Annotated in this window: 21 protein-coding genes and 2 pseudogenes; 8 read left to right on the top strand and 15 right to left on the bottom strand. The window is 57.0% G+C overall.

Annotated elements, in window-relative coordinates:
• Positions 1 to 240: 240 nt before the first annotated feature.
• Positions 241 to 1301 (top strand): IS630 family transposase gene (locus WGT02_RS33755; protein WP_208245220.1). Its coding sequence is split into 2 segments (ribosomal slippage): positions 241 to 733 and positions 733 to 1301, totalling 1062 coding nucleotides; the frame shifts between segments, so codons are not numbered across the junction.
• 55 nt (positions 1302 to 1356) lie between these two features.
• Here WGT02_RS33755 and WGT02_RS33750 read toward each other — a convergent pair.
• Complete coding sequence (locus WGT02_RS33750; protein ID WP_208244986.1) at positions 1357 to 2571, bottom strand: IS701 family transposase; 1215 nt, start codon at positions 2569 to 2571, stop codon at positions 1357 to 1359.
• Between the two features lie 42 nt (positions 2572 to 2613).
• Between WGT02_RS33750 and WGT02_RS33745 the strand changes: the two genes are divergently transcribed.
• The 6 genes and pseudogenes from WGT02_RS33745 (at position 2614) to WGT02_RS33720 (ending at position 7677) form a co-directional block, all read left to right on the top strand.
• Entirely contained in the window at positions 2614 to 2937 is a 324-nt protein-coding gene (locus WGT02_RS33745) for a transposase (protein WP_208246322.1), read from the top strand.
• The gene (gene tnpB / locus WGT02_RS33740; RefSeq protein WP_037069548.1) at positions 2918 to 3271 is read left to right on the top strand and encodes an IS66 family insertion sequence element accessory protein TnpB; all 354 of its coding nucleotides are present in this window, start codon (positions 2918 to 2920) and stop codon (positions 3269 to 3271) included. The genes WGT02_RS33745 and tnpB overlap by 20 nt, the downstream gene beginning before the upstream one ends.
• A 54-nt stretch (positions 3272 to 3325) precedes the next feature.
• Positions 3326 to 4915, top strand: a complete 1590-nt coding sequence (locus tag WGT02_RS33735) for an IS66 family transposase (RefSeq protein ID WP_037069545.1) — start codon at positions 3326 to 3328, stop codon at positions 4913 to 4915.
• Positions 4916 to 5007: 92 nt separating this feature from the next.
• Positions 5008 to 5412: pseudogene (cysC, locus tag WGT02_RS33730) on the top strand (adenylyl-sulfate kinase); the annotation flags it as partial.
• 212 nt (positions 5413 to 5624) lie between these two features.
• Entirely contained in the window at positions 5625 to 6488 is an 864-nt protein-coding gene (locus tag WGT02_RS33725; RefSeq protein WP_037069958.1) for a site-specific integrase, read from the top strand.
• A gap of 4 nt (positions 6489 to 6492) precedes the next feature.
• Positions 6493 to 7677: an IS91 family transposase gene (locus WGT02_RS33720; RefSeq protein ID WP_082321374.1), complete on the top strand. Its 1185-nt coding sequence runs from the start codon at positions 6493 to 6495 to the stop codon at positions 7675 to 7677.
• Positions 7678 to 8077: 400 nt separating this feature from the next.
• Here the strand turns inward: WGT02_RS33720 and WGT02_RS33715 are convergent.
• A protein-coding gene (locus WGT02_RS33715) for an IS630 family transposase (protein WP_208246028.1) occupies positions 8078 to 9150 on the bottom strand; the annotation gives its coding sequence in 2 pieces (ribosomal slippage) (positions 8078 to 8664 and positions 8664 to 9150; 1074 coding nt in all).
• Positions 9151 to 9274: 124 nt separating this feature from the next.
• Here WGT02_RS33715 and WGT02_RS33710 point away from each other — a divergent pair.
• Positions 9275 to 10186 (top strand): annotated as a pseudogene (locus WGT02_RS33710) (IS630 family transposase).
• A gap of 336 nt (positions 10187 to 10522) precedes the next feature.
• Here WGT02_RS33710 and nifT read toward each other — a convergent pair.
• The 13 genes from nifT to WGT02_RS33645 all read right to left on the bottom strand — a co-directional run bounded on the left by nifT (position 10523) and on the right by WGT02_RS33645 (position 21915).
• On the bottom strand, positions 10523 to 10735 hold the full coding sequence (gene nifT, locus WGT02_RS33705) for a putative nitrogen fixation protein NifT (RefSeq protein WP_024318448.1): 213 nt from the start codon (positions 10733 to 10735) through the stop codon (positions 10523 to 10525).
• Entirely contained in the window at positions 10732 to 11055 is a 324-nt protein-coding gene (locus WGT02_RS33700) for a nitrogen fixation protein NifZ (RefSeq protein WP_024318447.1), read from the bottom strand. Before WGT02_RS33700 ends, nifT begins: the two co-directional genes overlap by 4 nt.
• 42 nt (positions 11056 to 11097) lie before the next feature.
• Positions 11098 to 11292, bottom strand: coding sequence for a 4Fe-4S dicluster domain-containing protein (locus WGT02_RS33695; RefSeq protein WP_024318446.1), 195 nt, complete (start codon positions 11290 to 11292; stop codon positions 11098 to 11100).
• Between the two features lie 31 nt (positions 11293 to 11323).
• Positions 11324 to 12799, bottom strand: a complete 1476-nt coding sequence (gene nifB / locus WGT02_RS33690) for a nitrogenase cofactor biosynthesis protein NifB (protein ID WP_208246321.1) — start codon at positions 12797 to 12799, stop codon at positions 11324 to 11326.
• A 226-nt stretch (positions 12800 to 13025) separates the two neighbouring features.
• A complete protein-coding gene (nifA, locus tag WGT02_RS33685) occupies positions 13026 to 14669 on the bottom strand; it encodes a nif-specific transcriptional activator NifA (protein ID WP_225040342.1) in 1644 nt (547 codons plus the stop codon).
• A gap of 239 nt (positions 14670 to 14908) precedes the next feature.
• Positions 14909 to 15205, bottom strand: coding sequence for a ferredoxin family protein (locus WGT02_RS33680; RefSeq protein ID WP_208246317.1), 297 nt, complete (start codon positions 15203 to 15205; stop codon positions 14909 to 14911).
• 12 nt (positions 15206 to 15217) lie between these two features.
• A complete protein-coding gene (locus WGT02_RS33675; protein WP_208246315.1) occupies positions 15218 to 16525 on the bottom strand; it encodes an FAD-dependent monooxygenase in 1308 nt (435 codons plus the stop codon).
• Between the two features lie 10 nt (positions 16526 to 16535).
• Complete coding sequence (locus WGT02_RS33670; protein WP_208246459.1) at positions 16536 to 17648, bottom strand: electron transfer flavoprotein subunit alpha/FixB family protein; 1113 nt, start codon at positions 17646 to 17648, stop codon at positions 16536 to 16538.
• A gap of 20 nt (positions 17649 to 17668) precedes the next feature.
• A complete protein-coding gene (locus WGT02_RS33665; RefSeq protein WP_024318440.1) occupies positions 17669 to 18520 on the bottom strand; it encodes an electron transfer flavoprotein subunit beta/FixA family protein in 852 nt (283 codons plus the stop codon).
• A gap of 176 nt (positions 18521 to 18696) precedes the next feature.
• The gene (gene nifW, locus WGT02_RS33660; protein ID WP_024318439.1) at positions 18697 to 19080 is read right to left on the bottom strand and encodes a nitrogenase stabilizing/protective protein NifW; all 384 of its coding nucleotides are present in this window, start codon (positions 19078 to 19080) and stop codon (positions 18697 to 18699) included.
• A 358-nt stretch (positions 19081 to 19438) separates the two neighbouring features.
• Positions 19439 to 20614 (bottom strand): cysteine desulfurase NifS, encoded by a 1176-nt coding sequence (nifS, locus tag WGT02_RS33655; protein ID WP_208246313.1) that lies wholly within the window; start codon positions 20612 to 20614, stop codon positions 19439 to 19441.
• Between the two features lie 78 nt (positions 20615 to 20692).
• Entirely contained in the window at positions 20693 to 21013 is a 321-nt protein-coding gene (locus WGT02_RS33650) for an iron-sulfur cluster assembly accessory protein (RefSeq protein ID WP_208246311.1), read from the bottom strand.
• A gap of 356 nt (positions 21014 to 21369) precedes the next feature.
• The gene (locus WGT02_RS33645) at positions 21370 to 21915 is read right to left on the bottom strand and encodes a peroxiredoxin (protein WP_208246309.1); all 546 of its coding nucleotides are present in this window, start codon (positions 21913 to 21915) and stop codon (positions 21370 to 21372) included.
• Positions 21916 to 22205 lie beyond the last annotated feature (290 nt).

Genomic DNA, 22205 nt, shown 5'->3' with positions numbered 1-22205 from the left:
CGAAACGCCGGGTTCTAAGCACGTCGCGGCGTGCTTAGCATTACAGTTGCATTTTAGTTTTGAGGTGAGCTCGTCGAGCGGCCGCCTGATGGGCGCGCCTCCAGCATGACCATGCGATGACGTAGGCGGGGCTTATGCGACGCTGAGCGAGTCTTATACCAGCGTGAGCGATCTCTGACTCTTTTTGAGGTTTCCAAATCAGTTGAGTTCTGAATCAATACCGCAAACGGAGGTTTGCGGATGACATCAGGAATTCCACTGCGCGATGACTTCGACGGCTTCGCTCTTCGGGCGTTGGCCAAAGGCACGAAGGATGCGGCACAGGCTCGGCGGCTTCTTGCCCTTGCCGAAATCTATGATGGCCATTCCCGCAGCGATGCGGCCAGGATCGGAGGCGTGACCCTGCAAATTGTCCGCGACTGGGTTATTCGCTTCAATGCGCGTGGCCCGTCGGGGCTCATCAATGGCAAAGCACCCGGCAATCAAGGAAAGCTTTCCGACGTGCATCGCCAGGCTTTGGCAAAGATCGTCGAAAGTGGCCCGATACCGGCGGTGCATGGCGTTGTGCGCTGGCGGCGCAAGGATCTTGCTCAATGGCTGTTCCAAGAATATCGGATATCCGTCGATGAAACGACCATTGGCCGCGAATTGAAGGCGCTCGGCTTTGCAAAGCTGTCTGCCCGCCCGCGCCATTACGCCCAGAACGAAGGCGACCTGGAGAGTTTTAAAAAAAGTTCCCCGCCACACTGGCAGCCATCAAAGGCAGGCTCCCGAAGAACGTCGAGATTGAGCTCTGGTGGGCCGACGAAGCTCGGATAGGCCAAAAGAACAAGATCACCCGGCGATGGGCACGCAGGGGAACAAGGCCTTCGGCACCACACGATCAACGCACGATGTGGACCTATATCTTCGGCGCTATCTGCCCCAAGAAGGGCAAAGGTGCGGGTCTCGTTCTTCCCTACTGCGACACCAGCGCCATGAACCAGCATTTGATCGAAATCAGCCAGGCCGTCGATGACGGCGCTCATGCCGTGCTGATCGTTGATCAGGCGGGGTGGCATGTCACGCCGAAGCTCGATGTGCCCGACAACATCACACTGCTCTTCCTGCCGCCACGCTCGCCCGAATTAAATCCCGTCGAGAACGTGTGGCAATTTCTGCGTGACAACTGGTTGTCCAACCGGATCTTCAAAGATTACGAGGACATCGTCGCCCATTGCTGCGACGCATGGAACAAGCTGGTCGCTCAGCCGTGGAAGATCATGTCGATTGGAATGCGTGACTGGGCGCACCGGTTTTGATTAGCGCTCGTTGGTATTATGGCGATGCGCCGGACTTCCTGGATAGACCAGCGGATCAAGTCCTGATGGTCGGCATCCGCGGTCTTTTTTGGGGCGTCGCGTCATTGGCGCGGTACCGGATCACCGCCATCATGGCGAAGGCAAGCATGACGAGGGAGACGTGGCGATGCCAGCCATGCCATGACCGGGTTTCATTGTGATCGAGTCCGAGCTCGTTCTTGGCGGTCTCGAAGCTGTCTTCGATCGCCCAGCGATGGCCTTCAACGGAAACGAGCGTCTGGATGTCCGTCCCGGCCAGGCACCATGTGGTGAAGAATGCGAGATCACCGTCGCTGATATTGCGCCGGATCAGGAGGCCACGGGTCCAAAGCCCAGATGTCGTCTCGTTGTATTCGTCGGCATCGAGGTCGGCGAGTTCGCAATAGGCCCAGTCATGAAGCCGCGCGCCTTTGGTGCCCTCACCGGCGGAAAGACGTTGCCATGCACTTGGATCGAGATCACGGGCGATCTCCTGCGCTGTGCCGGCGACCGGAGGCTTACCCGACCAGGAGCCGAAATGGTGGTCCGATTTAACCCCAAGAACGTAGCCTTTGCAGGCTCGACGCAGGGTCCCTTCAACGTCCCCGACGCCATAGACCGCATCTGCGGCCACCCATGAAAACGGCACATCGGCTGCCAGCGCACGCCGTATCATCTCGACAGCCAGGCCTGGCTTGGTAGCGAAGGCTGTAGCCTGAGGAACATGAGCTGCTGCCAGCCTTGCCGGATCGCCGGTCCAGCTTTTGGGCAAGTACAGGGCCCGATCGATAAAGGCATGACCGCGAACGGACACATAGGCGGCGAACACACCGATCTGGCAGTTCGTTATCTTGCCAGCCGAACCTGTATATTGACGTGCAACACCGCACGATGTCTTGCCCTGCTTGAGGAAGCCCGTCTCGTCGATGACCAGGACCGCATCATCCGTGGCGAGGTTTTCTACGACATACTCTCGCACGATGTCGCGAAGTGCGTCCGCGTCCCAGCGCCCGCGCCCCAGAATGGCTTGTTGCCGCCACGGGCCTGGATCACCGGCCGCCTCAGCACGCATCCAACCTGTCTTACGCCGCTCGTCACCCAGCAAGCCGTCCAGGAAAAGGTTCGCAGAGGCTGCAACTCGCTCCTGCGTAAACAGTCTGCGCATGCGAGCCTTCACGTCGCGCAACGATGATGCCCAAAGCTCAAGCGTAGTCTCGATTGATGCACCTGTCATCCATGACCTCCGAATCATGGAGACCCATAGATTCAGACCACAGATAGATATGCAACTGTAATGTTAGAACCCGGCGTTTCGGTCTCGCGGCTGGCGCTGGAGCACGGCGTCAATGCGAATCTCGTCCGGAAGTGGATGAAGAAGTCCAGAGCGGAGCGTCAATTGCCTTTGGCCTCGGCGTTCGTTCCGGTTCAGATTGCTCCGGATATGCACTCGGGTTCTGCTGGCGATCTGAAGAAGACCAAGCCATTGAGCCAGTGCCTTCCCGCATCCAAGGTGAGCGCACTCCTGCCGAACGGGGTCAGCCTGACCGTCGAGTGCGCCGGTGTGGAAGTGCTGGAAGCAATCATAGGAGCGCTGGGTCATGTTCAGACTGGGCGGTGATCTCAAGGTTTACCTGCATCGCGAACCGATCGACTTCCGCGCGGGCATCAACAGCCTGGCGGTCCTGGTCCAGGAGACGATGGCGCTGGATCCGTTTGCGCCTGCGGTTTTTGCCTTCTGCAATCGCCGGCGTGACCGAATGAAGCTGCTGTTTTTTGATCGTTCCGGTTTTGTGATGGTCCTGAAGCGGTTGACCGAGGACAGGTTCAGATGGCCCCGTTGCGAGGTGCCGGTGGTCATGCTGACGACAGAACAGCTTCACTGGATCCTCGATGGCATCGATATCGACGCAATGGTGCGCCATCCGGTGCGGCAATATCAGATTGCCGGCTGACGGATGTCGAATTGAGCAGTTGACGCGGCTGGGCGGTTCAGATTCAAGAATCTGATGACTCGCACCGGCGAACCGAGCATTGCAGAACTGATGGCGCAATTGGCAGCCAATGCTGCCGAAATCGCTGCGCTCAAAGCCGAGAAGGAAGCGCTCTCGCAGCGGGTCGTCAAGCTGGAAGAAGAGCTTGCACTGGCAAAACTCCATCGCTTTGCCCCCCGCAGTGAAAAGCACATTGATCGTCTCTTCAACGAGGCCGAAGAGGCTGCGGTCGAGGATGGCAGCGAAGCAGGCGATGTTGTCGAGCTTCCGGACACCGGCCTGCCAGCGGTAGAAGGTCAAACGGGAAAGAAGCGTGGACGCAGACCTCTGCCAGAAGACCTGCCACGCGAGCGCGTCGAATATGACCTCCCCGACGATCAGAAGTCTTGTCCCTGCTGCCAGGGTCAGATGCATCGCATGGGCGAGGCTGTTACCGAGCAGCTCCATATCGAGGTCAAGGCAAAGGTCCTACAGAATGTGCGGTTCAAGTACGCTTGCCGCCATTGCGACCGCACCGGGATCAACACACCCGTCGTGATCGCACCGATGCCGACGCAGCCCCTGCCGGGCAGCATCGCTACCGCCTCGACGTTAGCCTTCGCGCTCGTCCACAAATACGTCGACGGCACACCGCTTTACCGCGTGGCTCAGACATTCGAGCGTGCTGGTGTTCCGATCAGCCGCGGCGCTCTCGCTCACTGGGTCATCGGCTCAAGCGAGAAGCATCTGCACCGCATCTATGATGCGCTGAAACTGCGGTTGCGATCGCAGCCTCTCATTCATGGCGATGAGACGACGGTTCAAGTCCTCAAGGAAAAGGACAAGGAGGCCACCAGCACATCGTACATGTGGGCCTATCGCAGCGGCGAGGACAGTGACCAGCCAATCGTACTGCTCGATTATCAGCCCGGGCGCGGCCAGATCCACCCGCAGACCTTCCTTGGTGACTACCGCGGCATATTGGTGAGCGATGGCTACACAGCCTGGCGCACATTGCATGGCGCAACCCATGTCGGATGCATGGCTCACTCCAGGCGGCGCTTCGTCGAAGCCCTCAAGGCAAGAAAGAATGGCGGCGGCCCGCCGGAGCAAGCGCTCAGGTTCTTCGAGCAGCTCTACCGGATCGAGAGGCAGGCGCGAGAGATAAAGCCCGACGCCGGTGAAACGCAGGCCGCCTGCATTCGCCGCTTCCGGCAACAGCACAGTTTGCCTGTCCTGAACGCCCTCAAGACGTGGCTCGATAACATCGCGCCGAAGGTCGTGCCGGATACCAAGCTCGGCGATGCTGTGTCCTACACCCTGAACCAATGGGATTATCTGACGCGCTACACCAGCGACGGCAGGATGCCGATCGATAACAACATCCTGGAACGCGACATCAGGGTTTTTGCGACCGGAAGAAAATCGTGGCTGTTCAGCGACACTGCTGACGGAGCCAAGGCCAGTGCTGTGATTTACAGTCTGATGCTGACATGCCGCGCCTGTGGCGTCGACCCTCTGATCTGGCTGCGCCACGTACTCACCGAGTTGCCACAGCGCGAAGAGAATGCCGACATCGGCGACCTGCTCCCGTTCAACTTCTCCAAGACCTCCACGACCGAATAGAGCCGGATACCGCGACCGATGCTATCCGCCGTTCGGTGTGGAACAGGCGTCAATACGCATCGAAAATCGCGCTTACACTGAAGAGAGGAACTGACAACATTCGACACGCCCTCAATAAAGATCTCGGTTTTACCGATGCGGATGGGGCTGAAAACATCAGACGAATTGCTGAAGTTGCGAAGTTAATAATGGACGCGGGATTGATCGTATTGGTTGTGTTTATCTCGCCGTTTCTCCGTGAGCGGGAGTTGGCGCGCGAATTACTTGGTAAGAACAATTTTTCGGAAGTTTATGTTGGTACGCCCCTCGACACCTGTGAAAGCCGCGATCCGAAGGGCTTGTGCAAGAAGGCCCGAAGCGGTTCATTGCCCAACATGACAGGCATAGGCAGCCCCTACGAAAGGCCACTCGCACCAGACATTGCTGTGCACGGCGCAGGTCCGCCAATCGAAGAGAGTGTCAAGGCTATCGCATCTCTCTTGTTGCCGAAGGGGTAGCGGCCGCACGAAACCAATCCTTATGCGCATATCGACACAATGCACCCCACTAGAGCATCGCACTTGAATTGGGAATCGAGTGGGGTTTTCACGAGGGTATTGGTGTGATTGAACTAAGCCGCTACCGCGGCAATTGCGGCGGGCTTTGAGAAGAGCCTCCTGGCTGAGAGGATGAGGGTGTTGCAAACCCACCCTTCAGACAGGAGGTCCAGATGGCCGAGATAAGCCCTCTTCGCCGCCGGATGATCGAGGACATGACGGTCCGCAATCTGTCTCCGGCCACCCAACGATCCTATATCAATGCCGTCCAGAAGTTCAGCCGCCATTTCGGCCACTCGCCGGATCGGCTTGATCTTGAAGATGTCCGCGCGTTCCAAGTCTACCTTGTCTCAGGTGGAATATCCTGGGCGGCATTGAACCAGATCGTCTGCGCGCTGCGGTTTTTTTATGGGGTCACGCTCGGTCAGAATGAGATCCCGGAGCGCATCCCCTATGCCCGCGCACCGCGGAAGCTACCCATCGTTCTGTCGACGGACGAGGTAGTCCAATTCCTGGAAGCTGTCTCCAGCCTGAAGGCGCGTGTGGCACTAACCTGCGCCTATGGAGCCGGTCTCAGGGTCTCGGAAGTCTGCGGACTAAGCATCGGTGATATCGACAGCTCGCGCATGGTGATTCATATCCGCCATGGCAAGGGCGGCAAAGCCCGCTACGTCATGCTGTCGCCGGAACTGCTCGGCATCCTACGCAGCTATTGGCGCTTGACGAGGCCCAAGACGCTGCTCTTTCCCGGACGCAATCCTGACAAGCCGATCGAGCCGACGGTGTTGCATGCCGCTTGTCGTTCGGCGGTTGCAGCAACGGGACTGGCCAAGCGGGTCACCATCCATACATTGCGGCACAGTTTTGCCACCCACTTGCTGGAGAACGGCACCGATATTCGTATTATCCAAGTACTGCTCGGTCATGCACACCTGTCGAGCACGGCACATTACACGCGGGTTTCCACCGACACGATCCGCTCCACGGCAAGCCCGCTTGACCGATTGCGACTGGAGGTGACGCCGCCGGTATCATAATCGGTTGCGCCCCGCTTTCGAAGTTGCCGACATCTTTCGGCGACACGGTGGCTGCTACAGGCGAGAGAACGCCGGTCATCTTAGTCGTGGCGAACGACGTGTCATGGGCGCGATCGAAGCTTGCCGCACACCCAGGCTCGGCGGCCATGTCGATGCCTGCGATGAGTGTGGCACGACTCGCATCTCCTATAATTCCTGCCGCAATCGTCACTGCCCGAAGTGCCAGGGCATAGCTCGCAGGGGATGGGTCGCGGCCCGCATCTGCGATCTCTTGCCGGTCCAGTACTTCCATGTGGTCTTCACACTACCGCCTGGCATCGCCGAGATAGCCTTCCACAACAAGGCGGTCGTCTACGCACTGCTGATGCGGATCGCAGCCCAGACGCTGCAGACGGTCGCCGCCGACCCTAAACGGCTGGGTGCCGAGATCGGTATCATCGCCGTGCTTCACACCTGGGGCCAGGCGATGACCCACCATCCCCACGTCCACTGCGTCATACCAGGCGGCGGTCTCTCACCGGATAAGTCAAAGTGGATTGCATGCCGGCCGGGCTTTTTCTTGCCCGTCCGAGTTCTATCGCGTGTCTTCCGGCGGCTCTTTCTGACGGCCCTTGCTGACGCCTTCGCTCAGCGTAAACTTCGCTTCTCCAACGCGCTTGCACGCCTTGCCGACCCCACCGCTTTCACCAGCCATCTCGCGCACGCCCGTCGCAGTGAATGGGTCGTCTACGCCAAGCCGCCGTTTGGCGGACCGGACCAAGTGCTCGCCTATCTCGGCAGATACACCCATCGTGTGGCCATCGCCAACAGTCGTATCGTCGGTGCCGATGACGAGCATGTCGACTTCCGGTGGAAGGACTATCGACGCCAAGGACATGATCGCGAGAAGATCATGCGCCTTGACCCGCTCGAGTTTATCCGGCGCTTCCTTCTCCACGTACTACCCGACGGCTTTCACCGTATGCGTCACTTCGGCTTTCTCGCCAATAGCCATCGCCGGCAACGCATCGCCCTCTGTCGGGACCTGCTGGGCCAGCGGTCGACGTCGGCCGAGCAACCGCATTGCCTCAACCCAAATCAAGGCTACCCCTTCACATGCCCCGAATGTGACCGGCCGATGCGTCGGATGAAGGCCAACATCCGACCCGCTCAAGCACGGTCATCTTCATTCCGATGTGACACATCATGACATCAGGCGATCGGCAGACGACCCATATCACCCGCCGACTTGGACGCCGTTCCGGCGGACAATCGTCGCTGCCTGGAACCAGGCCAGATGTTCGATCCGTAGGCGCAAATGCATCCATATCGGCACAACCGGCACAGCGACCCGCGACATTGCGCTTCGACAATCATGTAAAACCTCGCCGTCTGCCACTTGATTGCGCGCCCTCAGGGCCACCGCATCACCGCGCCGGAACCGGACGCAGAACGCAATCCCCATAGTGCCAAACAACCCGCGCCTTCGTTCAATCCGGCTTATGTGAGGTCGGCCGAGTATGACGCCACTGTCCTATCCGACCTCACATAACCCTCCAGATTCACTGCGGTTGGAGGTGAATCACATGGGTAATACCAACGAGCGCTAATCAAAACCGGTGCGCCCAATCACGCATTCCAATTGACATGATCTTCCACGGCTGCGCGACCAGCTTGTTCCATGCGTCACAGCAATGGGAAACGATGTCGTCGTAGTCTTTGAATATCCGGTTGGACAACCAGTTCTCCCTCATAAATTGCCACAGGTTCTCGACAGGGTTCAATTCGGGCGACCGCGGCGGCAGGAACAGCAGGGTGACGGTGTCGGGTACTTTGAGTTTCGGCGTGACGTGCCATCCAGCCTGATCAACGATCAGCACGGCATGAGCACCTTCATCGACCGCCTGGCTGATTTCGAGCAGATGCTGGTTCATGGCATGGTTCATGGCATCGGTGTCGCAGTAGGGAAGAACAAGGCCCGCAGCTTTGCCCTTCTTGGGGCAGATGGCGCCGAAGATATAAGTCCACATCGTGCGTTGATCGAGTGGTGCCGAAGGCCTTGTGCCCTTGCGTGCCCATCGTCGGGTGATCTTGTTCTTCTGCCCTATCCGAGCTTCGTCGGCCCACCAGAGCTCGATCTCGATGTTCTTGGGGAGCCTGCTTTTGATGGTTGCCAGTGTGGCGGGGAAGTTTTTTTAAAACTCTCCAGGTCACCCTCGTTCTGGGCGTAATGGCGCGGACGAGCAGACAGCTTTGCAAAGCCGAGCGCCTTCAATTCGCGGCCAATGGTCGTCTCGTCCACAGAGATCCGGTATTCCTGGAAAAGCCATTGAACCAGATCCTTGCGCCGCCAGCGAACGACGCCATGCACTGCTGGTATCGGCCCGCTTTCGACAATCTTCGCCAAAGCCTGGCGATGCACAGCGGAAAGCTTTCCTTGATTGCCAGGCGCTTTGCCGTTGATGAGCCCTGACGGACCGCGGGCATTGAAGCGCATAACCCAATCGCGGACAATCTGCAGGGTCACGCCTCCGATCCTGGCCGCGTCGCTGCGTGAATGACCATCATAGATTTCGGCAAGGGCAAGAAGCCGCCGAGCCTGTGCCGCATCCTTCGTGCTCTTGGCCAATGCCCGCAGGGCAAAACCGTCGAAGTCATCGCGCAGTGGAATTCCCAATGTCATCCGCAAACCTCCGTTTGCGACAGAGATTCAGAATTCAACTGATTTGGAAACCGCAAAACGAGTCAGAAACCGCTCACGTTGGTATAAATCTCATTCTGTTGATCTTCGTCAGCGTGTTGTTTCCATGGTCGCTAGCGGCCAATCACGGCGAGCCGCTGCCCGTCATTTCGCAATCAGCGACAGCAGTGCGATCAAGCTGCTGCAACGCCGGGAGCGGACTGGGCTGATAACCCCCGCGCGTCAAGGAAGGCCACCAGGTGCAGGGAAACTGTCGGCGTTTCGCGATTTCCTGGTCGCACAGGTCGAAGGCAAACCGGATATCACCATGCCAGAGCTTGCCCGTCGCCTTGAGGATGAACATGGATTGGTTATTCCACCATCGTCCCTGTCGCGGTTTTTGATAACGCAGGGATACACATATAAAAAAACAGATAATGGCGTCGGAACGCGCTCGCGCTGATATCCGAAAGGATCGTGATGTCTGGATTCGAAACGCCAACCCCGGATGCGATTTGAACCGCATCGACTTGTTTTCTTGGACGAAACCTCGGTGAACACAAAGATGGTGAGACTGCGTGGGCGCTCCCCGCGCGGCGAGCGTCTCATCACGGATGCGCCCTTTGGCCACTGGGGGACACAGACATTCATTGCAGGCTTGCGCTGTTTCGGTCTTACTGCGCCCTGGATTATTGACAGGCCGATGAACCGGGAAATCTTCGACACCTACATCGAGACCCAGCTTGCGCCGACACTCGAACCAGGCAATGTCGTCATCCTGGATAATCTTCGCGTTCACAAGAGCGATAAAGCCAAAGCCTGCCTCAAGGAAGTTGGTGCGTGGCTCCTGTTTCTGCCGTCTTATTCGCCAGATTTGAACCCGATCGAAATGGCCTTCACCAAAATTAAGGCCCATCTCCGAGCCGCCGCCGCTCGCACGTTTGACGCACTCTCAAATGCGCTCGGATCCATCTGCAACCTCTTCAACAGCCAAGAATGTCGAAACTATTTTACAGCCGCAGGCTATGGGTTCGATTAAAGGTACGGCGCTCTAGTTGTTACCGTGGAGATTTCGTTTTGAGACGCACGATGGCGTCTGGATCTGAAAGGGTTCGAATCATCGAGGAAGTTGTTCCTGTCTTCTGTCCAGCGTAGGGCACAGCGTATCGATGCCATCTCGGTCAGAAGGATGATTGCTCATCGTCGGCGGCATAGACGTTGATGATATTTCCATAGGTCAGTTGCTGGAGAGTGATCAATATGCGGGATTGGGCAGAAGCGCGGCTTGATACGCCTAACAGCCGCGACTACACTCGATGCCATACTCGCCAGGGATGTCTGCATCGGCTTCGCCGCTTATTTGATTCCTACTCCATCAGTCTTCACTGGGTAGCCTCCTCGCCTCGACAGTAACGGGCAGGCGGGTGTTCTGCGGCAGCTCGGGGAGGGCTAGCCGCCATCCATTCCTCAGCAATACAAAGCCGCCCCACAGATTTTCATTCTCGACCGAAATCACCGGCTCCTCGAGATCTTTCTTTGGAATATAAACCGACAAATCGGCGCCGTTTCTACGAACGGTCACTTTCATCTGGCTATCCCTTCTTTAAGACAAGTGGCGATTTCAGAAGTCCCCGGAGTTGCAACCTCCAGGCTCGTTATTTCATAGGCACGCATCCCGACGATGGTGCCGCGATCAACCCATTCGACCGCATAGATATAAAATTGCTGAAGAAAGGTGCCCACGTCGCGCACAAAGCCCTCGTCGCCCTTGCGCACGAGATTTTCACCGATGTCCTTCCCAGGATAGGTGCCGTCATTCCTTACTTGGCGGGTGGCGCGGACCCGCTCACCCGGCCTAAACCGCGGTCGCTCACGGATTTCAACTTCCTGTTCGCGTAGAAGGCCCATGGCCGCTCCTCTCATCCTTGTGCTGCAATTATCGATTGGTGGTCAAGCCGGGACGCAAGTCTTAGGCACCGGACACACCGACGCGCATTGCTGCGTGTCGAATTCTCCCTTGCACTCGGTGCACTTCTTAGGATCGATAACGTACTTTTCCCCCTTGAAATTGATTGCATCTGAGGGACATTCGTATTCGCATGCGCCGCACTGGGTGCATTGGGACGCAATGATCTTGAAGGCCATGTTCTAGCTCCAGGTTCAGTCAGAAGGCGGCTCAGGCCGTTGCAACCAACGGTTTAACACCAAACTCGGCGGCGTAAAGCTCACCGATCGCAGTTTCGATGTAGTCATAGCCAAAAGCGTCCGTTGCTCGCACACCCGCTTCTGCTAGTTGTTTCTTTGGGGAATCACCGATCTTGGCACAGAGTAAGATGTCTATGCCTTCGAGCGCACTGATGATGTTATAAAGGGTGGCCTCCTCGCCCCAGCCGCCGAGGCAGTACTGTTCGACCTTGCGATGCCCTACCAAGTTAATCCCTTTCTGAGAGACTGCGTAAACTTGGAGTTCCGTCGCGTGCCCGAAGTGTTCGTTGATTCGGCCGCCGCCTTTGGTGGTCACGGCAACATGAAGCCGTCCGCCGGACTCTGCGGACGTGACAGCTGTGATCGCGTCCTTCCTTGCCGCCAGATGATCTCCGCGCTCCAACGCGACCAGCTGGCGGTAGGCGTGGCGCTTGCTGGCGTTGTAAGTAATATCGCTGGAGATGTGGTCTCGCGTAAACTCTCGCCTGCGATCATCGCCGAGTAGACCAACAGCGTCGGCGCGGCACTGCCTGCAATGGCGCATCAGCTTGGCGCCGCCTTCCAGGCGATCCTGAAGCGCCTCCAGTTCTAACGGCTGTGGACCACGCTGGCCGGTCAGTCCGTAATAGGTACCGTGTGAAGGCTCGGAAATCAGCGGCATCACGTTATGCATGAATGCGCCGCGGTCCCTGACCCATCTGTTGACCTCGACGAGGTGCGCGTCATTGACGCCCGGGATCATCACCGAATTGATCTTAGTGAGGATGTCTTTTTTTTTCAGCATCTCCAACCCCAACATTTGCCGCTCGTGAAGGATCCTGGCGGCTTCGATGCCGGTGTAGCGACGGTGCCCATAGAATATCCAGGGATAGATCTTTGCCCCGACCTCCGGGTCCACCATGTTGATGGTGATCGTAACGTGATCAACATTCATCTCGGCAAGCTCATCGACATGGTCAGGCAGCGCGAGCCCATTAGTCGAGATGCATAGCTTGATATCGGGGATTTCCCTCGCGACTCGTTCGAACGTTGCTTTTGTCTTCTTCCAATCGTAACAAGCGTCGCCCGGCCCGGCGATGCCGAGGACGGAAAGCTGCGGCACTTCGCTGGCGACCGCAATCACCTTACGCAGCGCTTGGTCCGGAGTAAGCTTTTCCGATGCAACCCCCGGCCGACTTTCGTTGGCGCAGTCATATTTACGATTGCAGTAGTTGCACTGGATGTTGCAGGCTGGCGCGACCGCGACATGCATGCGGGCGAAATAGTGATGCGCTTCTTCCGAAAAACAGGGGTGGTCCTTGATCCTTTCCCAGGTCGCCGGATCTATGTCGTCCGGCGCCGAAAGGCCGCAGGAGGAAGGTGCGTAGCCGACAGATTTTGCGGCCCGCGGCACTCCGTCGAGGGATGCTTTCCTGGTAGTCTCAAGCTCTATCATCGGTTGCGGCATCGCACGGCTCCATTGACGAGTTAACTTTACAGCTTCAGACGCAAGAGCAATGCCAATTCAAAAAATGGTAATGTTTCCACGCAATAGCTTGCGTGTCCGTTTTGCGAGCTTGCTCGCTACAATGGTTTTGTCGAACTTGCGACAGGGCCACGTCGCACACGGTGTGTCGCGTTAGACCAACTGAAGACAAAAGTGACGCTGATGAAGTCCATGATGTCACTCGCCGTTAGAACTTTTTGACCTCTATACGAAGCCGGCGCAGAGCATAGCCGACTTGGCGCGGCGTCAGGCCGAGGATACGAGCCGCCCTGGCCTGAACCCAACCGGCCATCTCCATTGCATTGATTAGTCGGTCACGGTCGGTCAGACTCGGTGCGCCGATTGTGGATGCGGGACCGCTTGTAGTGCCGGAGTTGGCCGGTGGTCCGACTAACACCCTGTTGCCCGGAACGAGGTCGCTGATCGCGGTGTTGCAACTATTACAATCAGCTCCTTTCCCGAGGAGCGAAGAAAAGCATCGGCCCTGCTGACACGCGAAATCTGATGGAACGATCGTATTTTTACCGGCTAGAGTGGCGGTTCTTTGTACGCAGTTTTCGAGCTCGCGAACGTTACCGGGGAAGTCGCATCGCGACAAAATGTCCAGTGCCGATGGCGAGAAGTCAACGTTTCGATCATTCTCCTCGTTGAATCGCTTGAGGAATACTTTCGCTAGACGCGGAATGTCACCCTCGCGCTGCCTCAGCGGCGGCAAAATAATGGGCACCACATTGATCCGATAATATAAGTCGGCTCTAAACGTCCCGCACGCAACGGCCGTCTCGAGGTCTCTGTTGGTGGCGCATATGAGGCGAACATTAACTTTAAGCGTCTTCGTTCCGCCGACCCGCTCAAGTTCACCCTCCTGCAACACGCGTAATAACTTCGCTTGAAATTCTGGCGATATTTCGCCTATTTCATCCAGCAGCAACGTGCCACCATCCGCCAGTTCGAAACGGCCTGCACGCTGCGAGATCGCTCCTGTAAAAGCGCCTTTTTCATGCCCAAACAGCTCGGATTCCAGAACACCCGACGATAGTGCGGCGCAATTCAGTTTCACGAAGGGCTTCTTTCGCCGTGCCGACAATTCGTGTATCGCCCTTGCAAAGGATTCCTTGCCGGTGCCGCTCTCGCCCCTCAAAAGCACAGCGGAGTTGGTCGTCGCCACGATAACGGCGGTCTGGACGACCTCCTTGAGCGCAGGACTCTCTCCGACAATCCAGCTGATTTGCGTTCGCGGGGTGGGGACAGGCTTTCCCTCGACGCGGGAAATCCGCTCTGCTCGTTCCTCGATTATTGATTCGCCATCTCTGCAAACATCTCGATTGAGCCGGCTGGCCGATCCGGTGAGGTTGGCGACCATGGTTAGGAAAAGTATCTCCTCCTTGTAGTTATCACTGGTGGTGCCAGTCTTAACGCGATCAATCCATAGTGCCCCGAGCACCAGCTTGCCCGCCTTGATGGGGACCCCCATGAAGGTAACGGCAAGATTGCCGTCTTGAGACGTCCGCAATGTAGTGTTGAATAAGTCCGATTTCCTAATATCAGGCACGACGAGTGCCGCACCGGTAGCGATGATATGCTCTATTGCCGCCTTCGGTTTGATCGTGGGAGTGGGTGAGGGAGAGTCACGGCCGAAGCCGGAGCATATGGTTACCTCTGCCTTCCCTTCCTCGGCTGAAATCACGATCTCGCCGTGGCGCATTGGCAGAAGCAAAGAGAGGCTATTCAGCACATTAGAAAATGCAATCTCAAGACGAGAGGAAGCGAGGAGGTCTCTCGATATCCGATAGATTCCACTGCGCCACATATCCGGGTTATGCGTGTTCATGACCGATTGCTCGCCCGCCGGCCGAACTCTATCGGAGTATGTAAACCCGTTTGGTAGGCTGCTCATAGTTTTCTACCCCCAGTGCGCGAACTTTGTTGTTCGAGCATTCGGAAGTTTTATACCTCCATTCGAAACCGCAGAAAAAATAAAATGATATGCAAGCTGTCACGACGATTCCTTTATCTGCCGTCGCTTAGCAGAGGGGCGGTCAATGCATTCTGAGCTGGAGATGGCCCTCATCATCCGAACTTGAAGAGGATCCCGAACCCGCCTCGCGGATAATTCCACTCGATGTCACCATTTGCTTCGCATAACACTCTGCATGTGCCGCACTCCATGCAGCCATCCACAACAATTTCCACCTGCCCGGCATCGTTCTCCTCATAGCATTTGGCCGGACAAATTTGCGTTAACGCAAGCAGGTTCGGGCTTGGCGACAAATGCGGTCGCACTTTTATGTGTGGGCGCCCCGTATCGACCAGATAACGATTTTGGTAGAGTTTGTCTTCGATGCGTTCCATTGTCGTGAACTTCATCTGAATTCTCCTTTAGCGCCAGGCCAAGGCGAGACGGACCGCGTCACTGACCAACCCCCAACGCGAACGTGCCTTGATGAAGGCGCCGGATGTCGCCTTTTCGCTCTCAATCTTAGGAGTACCGTCAACGCGCACGAAATTCTGCGCGGCCTGCGATATCAGCTTCGGATAAGTCGTGAAAAAGCTTTGACGATTGTTATGGAGGAGGGCGGGCATATCTTTGTGCTTCATCAGGTCTTTCATAACGAAGGACCTGTCCAGCATGCGCTTGTAGAGGGAGAGGTTCTGCTTGGTCATGGCACCTCCGCGGCATTTTATCTGAAAAATTGATTCGCCGACCATGCGCCCCGAAGCCATGGCAAGGTTGGAACCCTCGCGATGCACGGCATTGTTGAGTTGCGCTGCGTCGCCAACGACGACCCAGCCATTGCCGAAGAGCTGCGGGATTGCCTTGAAGCCGCCCTCCGGGATGAGATGCGCGGCGTATTCTTTGACCTCCGACCCCGCTATCAGCGGTCGGATCGAGGGATGGCCCTTGAAGGCGTCGAGAAGAGCGTACGGTTTTTCCATGGTTGATGCTAAGCCGGAGACGAGGCAGCCGATGCCAAGCGAAATTGACTCTCTGTTGGTATAGAGGAAGCCCAGTCCGGCCATTCCGCGTGAGATTGTCCCGCCTGCTTCGATCACGCAGCCTTCGTCTTCGGTCAGGCCGAAGCGCTCTGCAATGACTTCTTCCGGCAGGAAATGCATTTCCTTGACGGCGAGTGCAACATTTTCCGGCTTCGGCATCTCGCGCAATCCGGCCCGTGTGCCGAGGAGCCCATTTGCCCCTTCAGCGAGAACGACGACATCCGCAAGGATCACGTCGCCGGTGCGGTCCGTGTGGACGCCTATCACCTTACCACTCAAATCCTGGGCAAGTTTCGTCACCGTTGTCTCGCATAGTACCGTGCCGCCCGCCTCACGCACCTTTCCTGAGAACCACTTATCGAATTGGGCGCGGATGATAGTGTAGCGGTTTGGCCTCTGCTCGTTGAAGTCATCCGATCGATAGTGCATTCCTGTGTGCGACGTATCGTCCATTATCCAGAACCGCTGCTCGACCAGATGCCGTTCAAGAGGCGCGTCGTCGCGGAAATCGGGAATTATCGTCTCCAACGTATTGGCATACAATATGGCGCCTTGAACGTTTTTGGAGCCCGGATACTCTCCGCGCTCCAATTGCAGCACATTCAGACCGGACCTAGCCATCGTGTAAGCAGCAGCGTTGCCGGACATACCGGCTCCGACTACGATGGCGTCGAATTTCTCCTCGCTCATTGGACCTTCCTCAGTTCACTAGTTTCAGATGATCGCGCGGCGCCAATCGCCTCGTGAAGGCCGCGGTCAATGCTGGAAGGAACCGGATTGCATCAGCAACAACGCCCACGTGGGCGAAATCGAAGATCGGTGCGTTCCGATCGGTGTTGATAGCGACAATAAAATCAGCTCCTTCGACGCCAACCCGATGCTGGATTGCGCCCGATATTCCGGCTGCAACGTAGAGCTTGGGTCGGATCGTCTTGCCGGTCTGACCGATCTGTCGATCAAACGGCATCCAACCCTTTTGGACCAGCGGTCGCGAACAGCCAAACTCACCGCCGATCGTCCTCGCGAGATCCTTCACGTGCTGCAGGTTCTCGGCTGCGCCGAGCCCGAGCCCGCCGCCAACCACGACATCGGCGTAGGCGAGATTGGCATCTTCCGATTGGCTGTCAGAGAGGAAGCCAAGGACTTTCGTGATGATCTCTTCCTCGACCATTATCAAATCATGTCGGATAACGCGTCCGATTGGCTTAGCCAATCGCTGCGGCATCGCCATGACCCTCGGACGCACTGTTGCCATTTGCGGACGGCAGTTGAGAGTATAGATAGTGCACAGCAAAGAACCGCCGAAGGTCGGCCGTGTTGCCGCGAGGGAACCATCTACATCGACGTCAAGTTCCGTGCAGTCGGCCGTGAGCCCTGTCTGCAAGGTAGTTGCCACAGAACCCGCAAGGTCGCGGCCGAGCGTGGTCGCGCCCAGAAGCAGAATTTCAGGTTTATGGCTATTGACCAGATCTGTCAGGGCTTTGGTGAATGGCTCATTTCGATAGTCTACTAGTAGCGGCGACTCAATAAGGTAGGCGAGATCGGCCCCATAAGCGAAGGCGTCTGCAATGGCAGGCCCGGTCCCCACTCCGTCCGGCGGCCCGACGACCACGCCAGCAAGCTGAACGCCCAGCTTGTCGGCAAGCTTGCGGCCTTCACCGAGCAATTCGAGGGACACGGGATGGACCTGGCCCCGCTCCAGCTCAATGAAGACCCAGACGTGCCGATGATCCTGATAATGCTTCGGCAACTCCTTCTTCATGCCGGCACGGCTGGTGGCTTGAGACGGCGTCTCACTTTTTTGGATTTCCATCATGCGCTCCTCCTTGCCGCTCACGCGCTGCCATTGGATGAAAGCTCACCCTCCAACGCAGGTTGGTTGGTGAAGATTGATGCGACCACCTCGTCAGCGACATCGCCAACGGCTTTGTCGGTTGTGTCGATTTGCATAGCTTTTTGCGCTCGGGCGGTGGGAGCGAATACGCGTTTCACGACCGTCGGCGACCCTCTCAAGCCGCAGCTAGCCAGTTCCTCAATTCCAGCGTCGGCCGCACTCCACTTCAGAATTGGGGACCGGGCGGCACGCAAAGCATCATCGAGAGAGCCGCGGCGGATAGAATTGACACCCTCCAGCATAGTGATAAGGCACGGAAATTTGCTCTTCAGCATCTGCGTGCCGCCTTCCGAGCGCCGCTCAACGGTGATCTCGCGCGCATGGCGATCGATAGAAGCGATTTTCGTTATATAAGTCAGCTGTTGGAGATTCAGACGCTTGGCAATTCCAGGCCCGACCTGGGCGGTGTCGCCGTCGATCGTCTGCTTACCGGTGAAGACGATATCAGGCGCGCCAAAGCTATCGCCAATCTTCGCGATTGCTTGAGCGATAGCGAATGAAGTCGCCAACGTGTCGGACCCCGCAAAGTGACGGTCGGTCAAAAGTATCGCGCGGTCGGCGCCATAAGTGAGCGCCTTGCGCATCGCTTGCTCTGCCATGGGTGGGCCCATAGTGAGGACAGTGATCGTCCCCCCATGGCAGTCACGCACTTTGAATGCCTCTTCGAGCGCGAAGAGATCGTACGGGTTGATGATTGTCGGCACGCCTTGGCGCATGATGGTATTCGTCACCGGATGGACGCGAATCTGGGCCGAGTCCGGCACCTGCTTGATACAGACTACGATGTGCATGATGACTTTGGGCTCCCGATCGAAGTGGATTGGCGTTTCTTACTAAGCATTACTCGTGCCAACCACGTCGGGGGTAGGTAAACCCCCTGAAATCTTAATGTGTTCCATTTGTGAGGGTTCAGCGACACGACGGATCCTGTCGGATTGGAGACATTTGTGTCGCAACCCTGCTGCACTTATTTCTGTCCGACTGAGGTCAAGTTGGGGCCTAATGGTACAAAGATGCGACGCGGCGCGGCGGCCTTTGTCGGATCGCGGTCCTTGAGCACCTTGAAGACTCGATGGGAAAGCGGTGAAGAGTTTGCGAAGTCTTCGTAAGCGCGTGCGAGAGTGGCGCGCGCGCAAGCAGCGATTGCCTTGTCCGGGAGGTTTGAATGATCCTCCTCGGCCAGATATTGCCCCATGCGCTTCATGATGTGGAGCCGCGAGACATTGAGCACCTTCACATCATAAGAGACGCCTAGGACTTCGAAGAATTCCTCAGTAGCCGACAAGCGCTTTAACCGCTCAAGAATGTTGGTAACATCAATGGGATAGCTCTCGCCCGCACAACTGTTCATTTGCCTTTTCCTTTGGTGGTCTACAATTCGCTCGAATCCGAGGCGCCGCCGCGTGGTTCGCAGATTGAGAATGCGACGCGGTTGAGAGCGGCGACGCCGCTCACGGTATTATCCGGGACTTGCGCTGAATTGGGAGGCCCAAAAGCGCCCGTGGCACGAACCTCGTCGATCTCTTCGGCGCGCAGACCTATCGATCCCGCATTGAGGACGCAGGCCGAAGTGAGCGAGTGGACGGTCTCCATTCGTCTCGCGGGGTGAGGTGACGCCAGGGGCCTTGTTAGCGGCGTTTTATTGTGGAACATCGCGGTTTCTGGACCTCGGTTACTCTCAAGCGGATAGCGGGATTGGAAGGCCGGCATCACTTTGCCTGCCCCCTGGAGACGGGGGCGGCGCCGTCACGTAGCTGCGCCACGATTCCTGGTATTAGTTCGAGCACTCGATCGACATCCTCATCGCGGTTATAGCGTGAAAAGGAAAAGCGAACTGCCCCGAGTGGCGTAACCTGGCGAATGTTCATGGCCGTTAGAACATGGCTCTGCACCGAGGAACCAGAAGTGCAGGCGGAGCCCGAGGAGCAAGCGATGCCATGGCGATTGAGCACAAATTGTATTGCTTCGCCAGCAATGCGATCGAAGGCGACGTTCGTGGTATTAGATAATCGTGCCAGGGGGTCGCCGGTGACGAAGGTCCCGGGGATGCGCTCAAGAAGTCCTCTCTCCAATCGATCGCGGAGCGATTTTACGCGTTTGTTTTCCTCGTCCATGCGCTCCAATGCGAGCTCGGCCGCCTTGCCTAAACCTACGATCCCGGGCGCGTTCTCTGTGCCGGCGCGTCGGCCGCGCTCCTGATGACCGCCCCTTACGAGTGCCTCAAAGGGCGCATCGCGTTTTATGTAGAGGGCGCCGACGCCTTTCGGTCCATGTAGCTTGTGGGCGGAGAGCGACAGCATGTCGATTGCCGTCGATTTCAGGTCCATCGTCTGCTTGCCGACCGCTTGCACTGCATCGGCGTGAAAAAGTGCGCCAACTTGCTTCGCCATCTCAGCGAGCCTTTCGACGGGGAATATTGTGCCTGTCTCGTTGTTCGCCCACATGATCGAAACGATTGCGACGCGATGGGTGAGGGCGGTCCTGTAGGCATCAAGGTCGAGGCGGCCATGGTGGTCCACCGGGATCCTGTGCACTTTGACGCCGCGCGTCTTCTCAAGGTGTGCGCATAGCGTCAGCGCGGCCGGATGCTCTACCGCCGAAGTCACTATCTCCGTGCGCCCGGGATCCATCTCAAGACCCGAAAGAATCGCTGTATTAACGCTTTCGGTCCCGCCCGAAGTGAAAGCGATCTCATGGTCAAACTTTGCGCCGGTCAGCGCTTGCAACTGCCGCCGCGCCGTCTTAATCGCTGCGCTGGCGGCGGCGCCGCTGTCATGCATCGATGAAGGGTTGCCAAACTGATTCAAAAAGAACGGTAGCATCGCATGAACAACTTCGGCATCGACTTGTGTTGATGCATTATTGTCGAGATAAATAGCTTCCATTGGATACCACTCAACGACCGATGTGACACAAACATTGCAACTGTGTCGATCCCGCTTGCAGGTTCGCATGCGATGTGATTAGCCACAGGACTTGCCGCAGGCGCACTTCTCCAGCGGGTTAGGATGATCGATGATAAAACCGAAGGAACCCGGATCCGTGACGAAATCCAAGGTCGAGCCGGCAATGTGGGGTTGAGATCCTGCGTCCACGAACACCTTGACCCCACCCGTCTCAATAACAGCATCGCCCTCTCGGGAATCGATCTCCAAGCCCACATTGTATTGAATGCCGGCGCAGCCGTCCATTTCGACGGTGATGCGCAAGCCGGTCACAGGCTCGGGAGCCTGGGATATGACGCCCTTCACTGCGGCGATTGCCATTTCGGTGAGCGTGATCATCTGATCGTTTCTCCTGGTTTCGAGATTTGTTCGTAATTCGACGATGCACTTAGCGTGCCAACCGAAAAACCCTGCTAAAGCAGCGTTAAGCTCAGGCCGCTATGTCGCATTTCCAACACCGTCGAGACCGAACAACGCAGAGGGGCGCCTGGGATAGCGTGAACTCTTAGGGGTCATTCCTGGTTAGCACTGGGTTTGGTCAGGCATCGATACGAGTGTGTACGCCAGGCTTGGTAGGGGCGCATTCAGCGCACCAACCCAACGCAGAACCACACCTTAAGCATTGGAGCACGAGCTTGTCGTGGAATGAAATTTAGGATCCTCTCTCAAAGAGCCGAGCCAGCTCTCTCCTTTGGTCAGGGGGCGGACTCGGTCTCGAGAGACTTCAGCGTTTTGAGAATGTTCTGTGGCGACGAGGCCCAGGGATCGGTTTCGCAATTGTCCGAAAGGCCTTCCTCCACGAACCATTGTTCTATAAGACAATCGTTGATCACGGCAGCGTAGCGCCAGGAGCGAAGGCCAAAGCCCAGATTGTCCTTTGCGACTAACATGCCCATCTTGCGAGTGAATTCACCCGAACCATCAGGAATTAGCTTGACCTTCTTCAGTCCAGATGCCTTGCCCCACGCATTCATTACGAATGCGTCGTTGACAGAGAGGCAGTAGACCGACTCGATTCCGTGCTTCTCAAATTCCTCGTAGAGCTTATCAAAATCGGGCAATTGATAAGTTGAACAGGTCGGCGTGAAGGCGCCCGGGAGCGAAAATAAAATCGTGCGCCTACCGCCAAAATAATCTTCCGTCGTCTTGTTTTCCCAACGGTACGGATTTGGTCCGTCCACGGTCTCATCGCGAACACGTGTGCGAAAAGTAACGAACGGAACCCTTTTCTTCATCGTCATCAGCATTGCTCCTTTCCGGCTCTGGATGCTTTCGAGCCCGCTATAGAGTGTCCTCAATATTGCCCAGAGGTCTCGAAAAAACTCACAATAGTCGGACCCGTAAGCGGCGTCGCGTCAACTGCTCTGTTTGGCTGTTGGGCGGCTTCCAACGGGCTGCAAGCGCCGTGCCATTTGACATCTGTCCGTGACTGCACTGCGTTGCCCTGCACGATTAAGGATCTGGCATGGCGCGTACTGAGTCCCCTTTCCCTTCAGTTTGAGCAAGCGCTGCCTATATTTTAAGTCATGCC

The sequence above is a fragment of the Rhizobium sp. T1470 genome (genome assembly GCF_042140505.1).
In the GTDB taxonomy this organism is placed as follows: domain Bacteria; phylum Pseudomonadota; class Alphaproteobacteria; order Rhizobiales; family Rhizobiaceae; genus Rhizobium; species Rhizobium favelukesii.
Note: the sequence above shows the minus strand (reverse complement) of the source record. Positions and strands in the feature narration are given on the sequence as shown.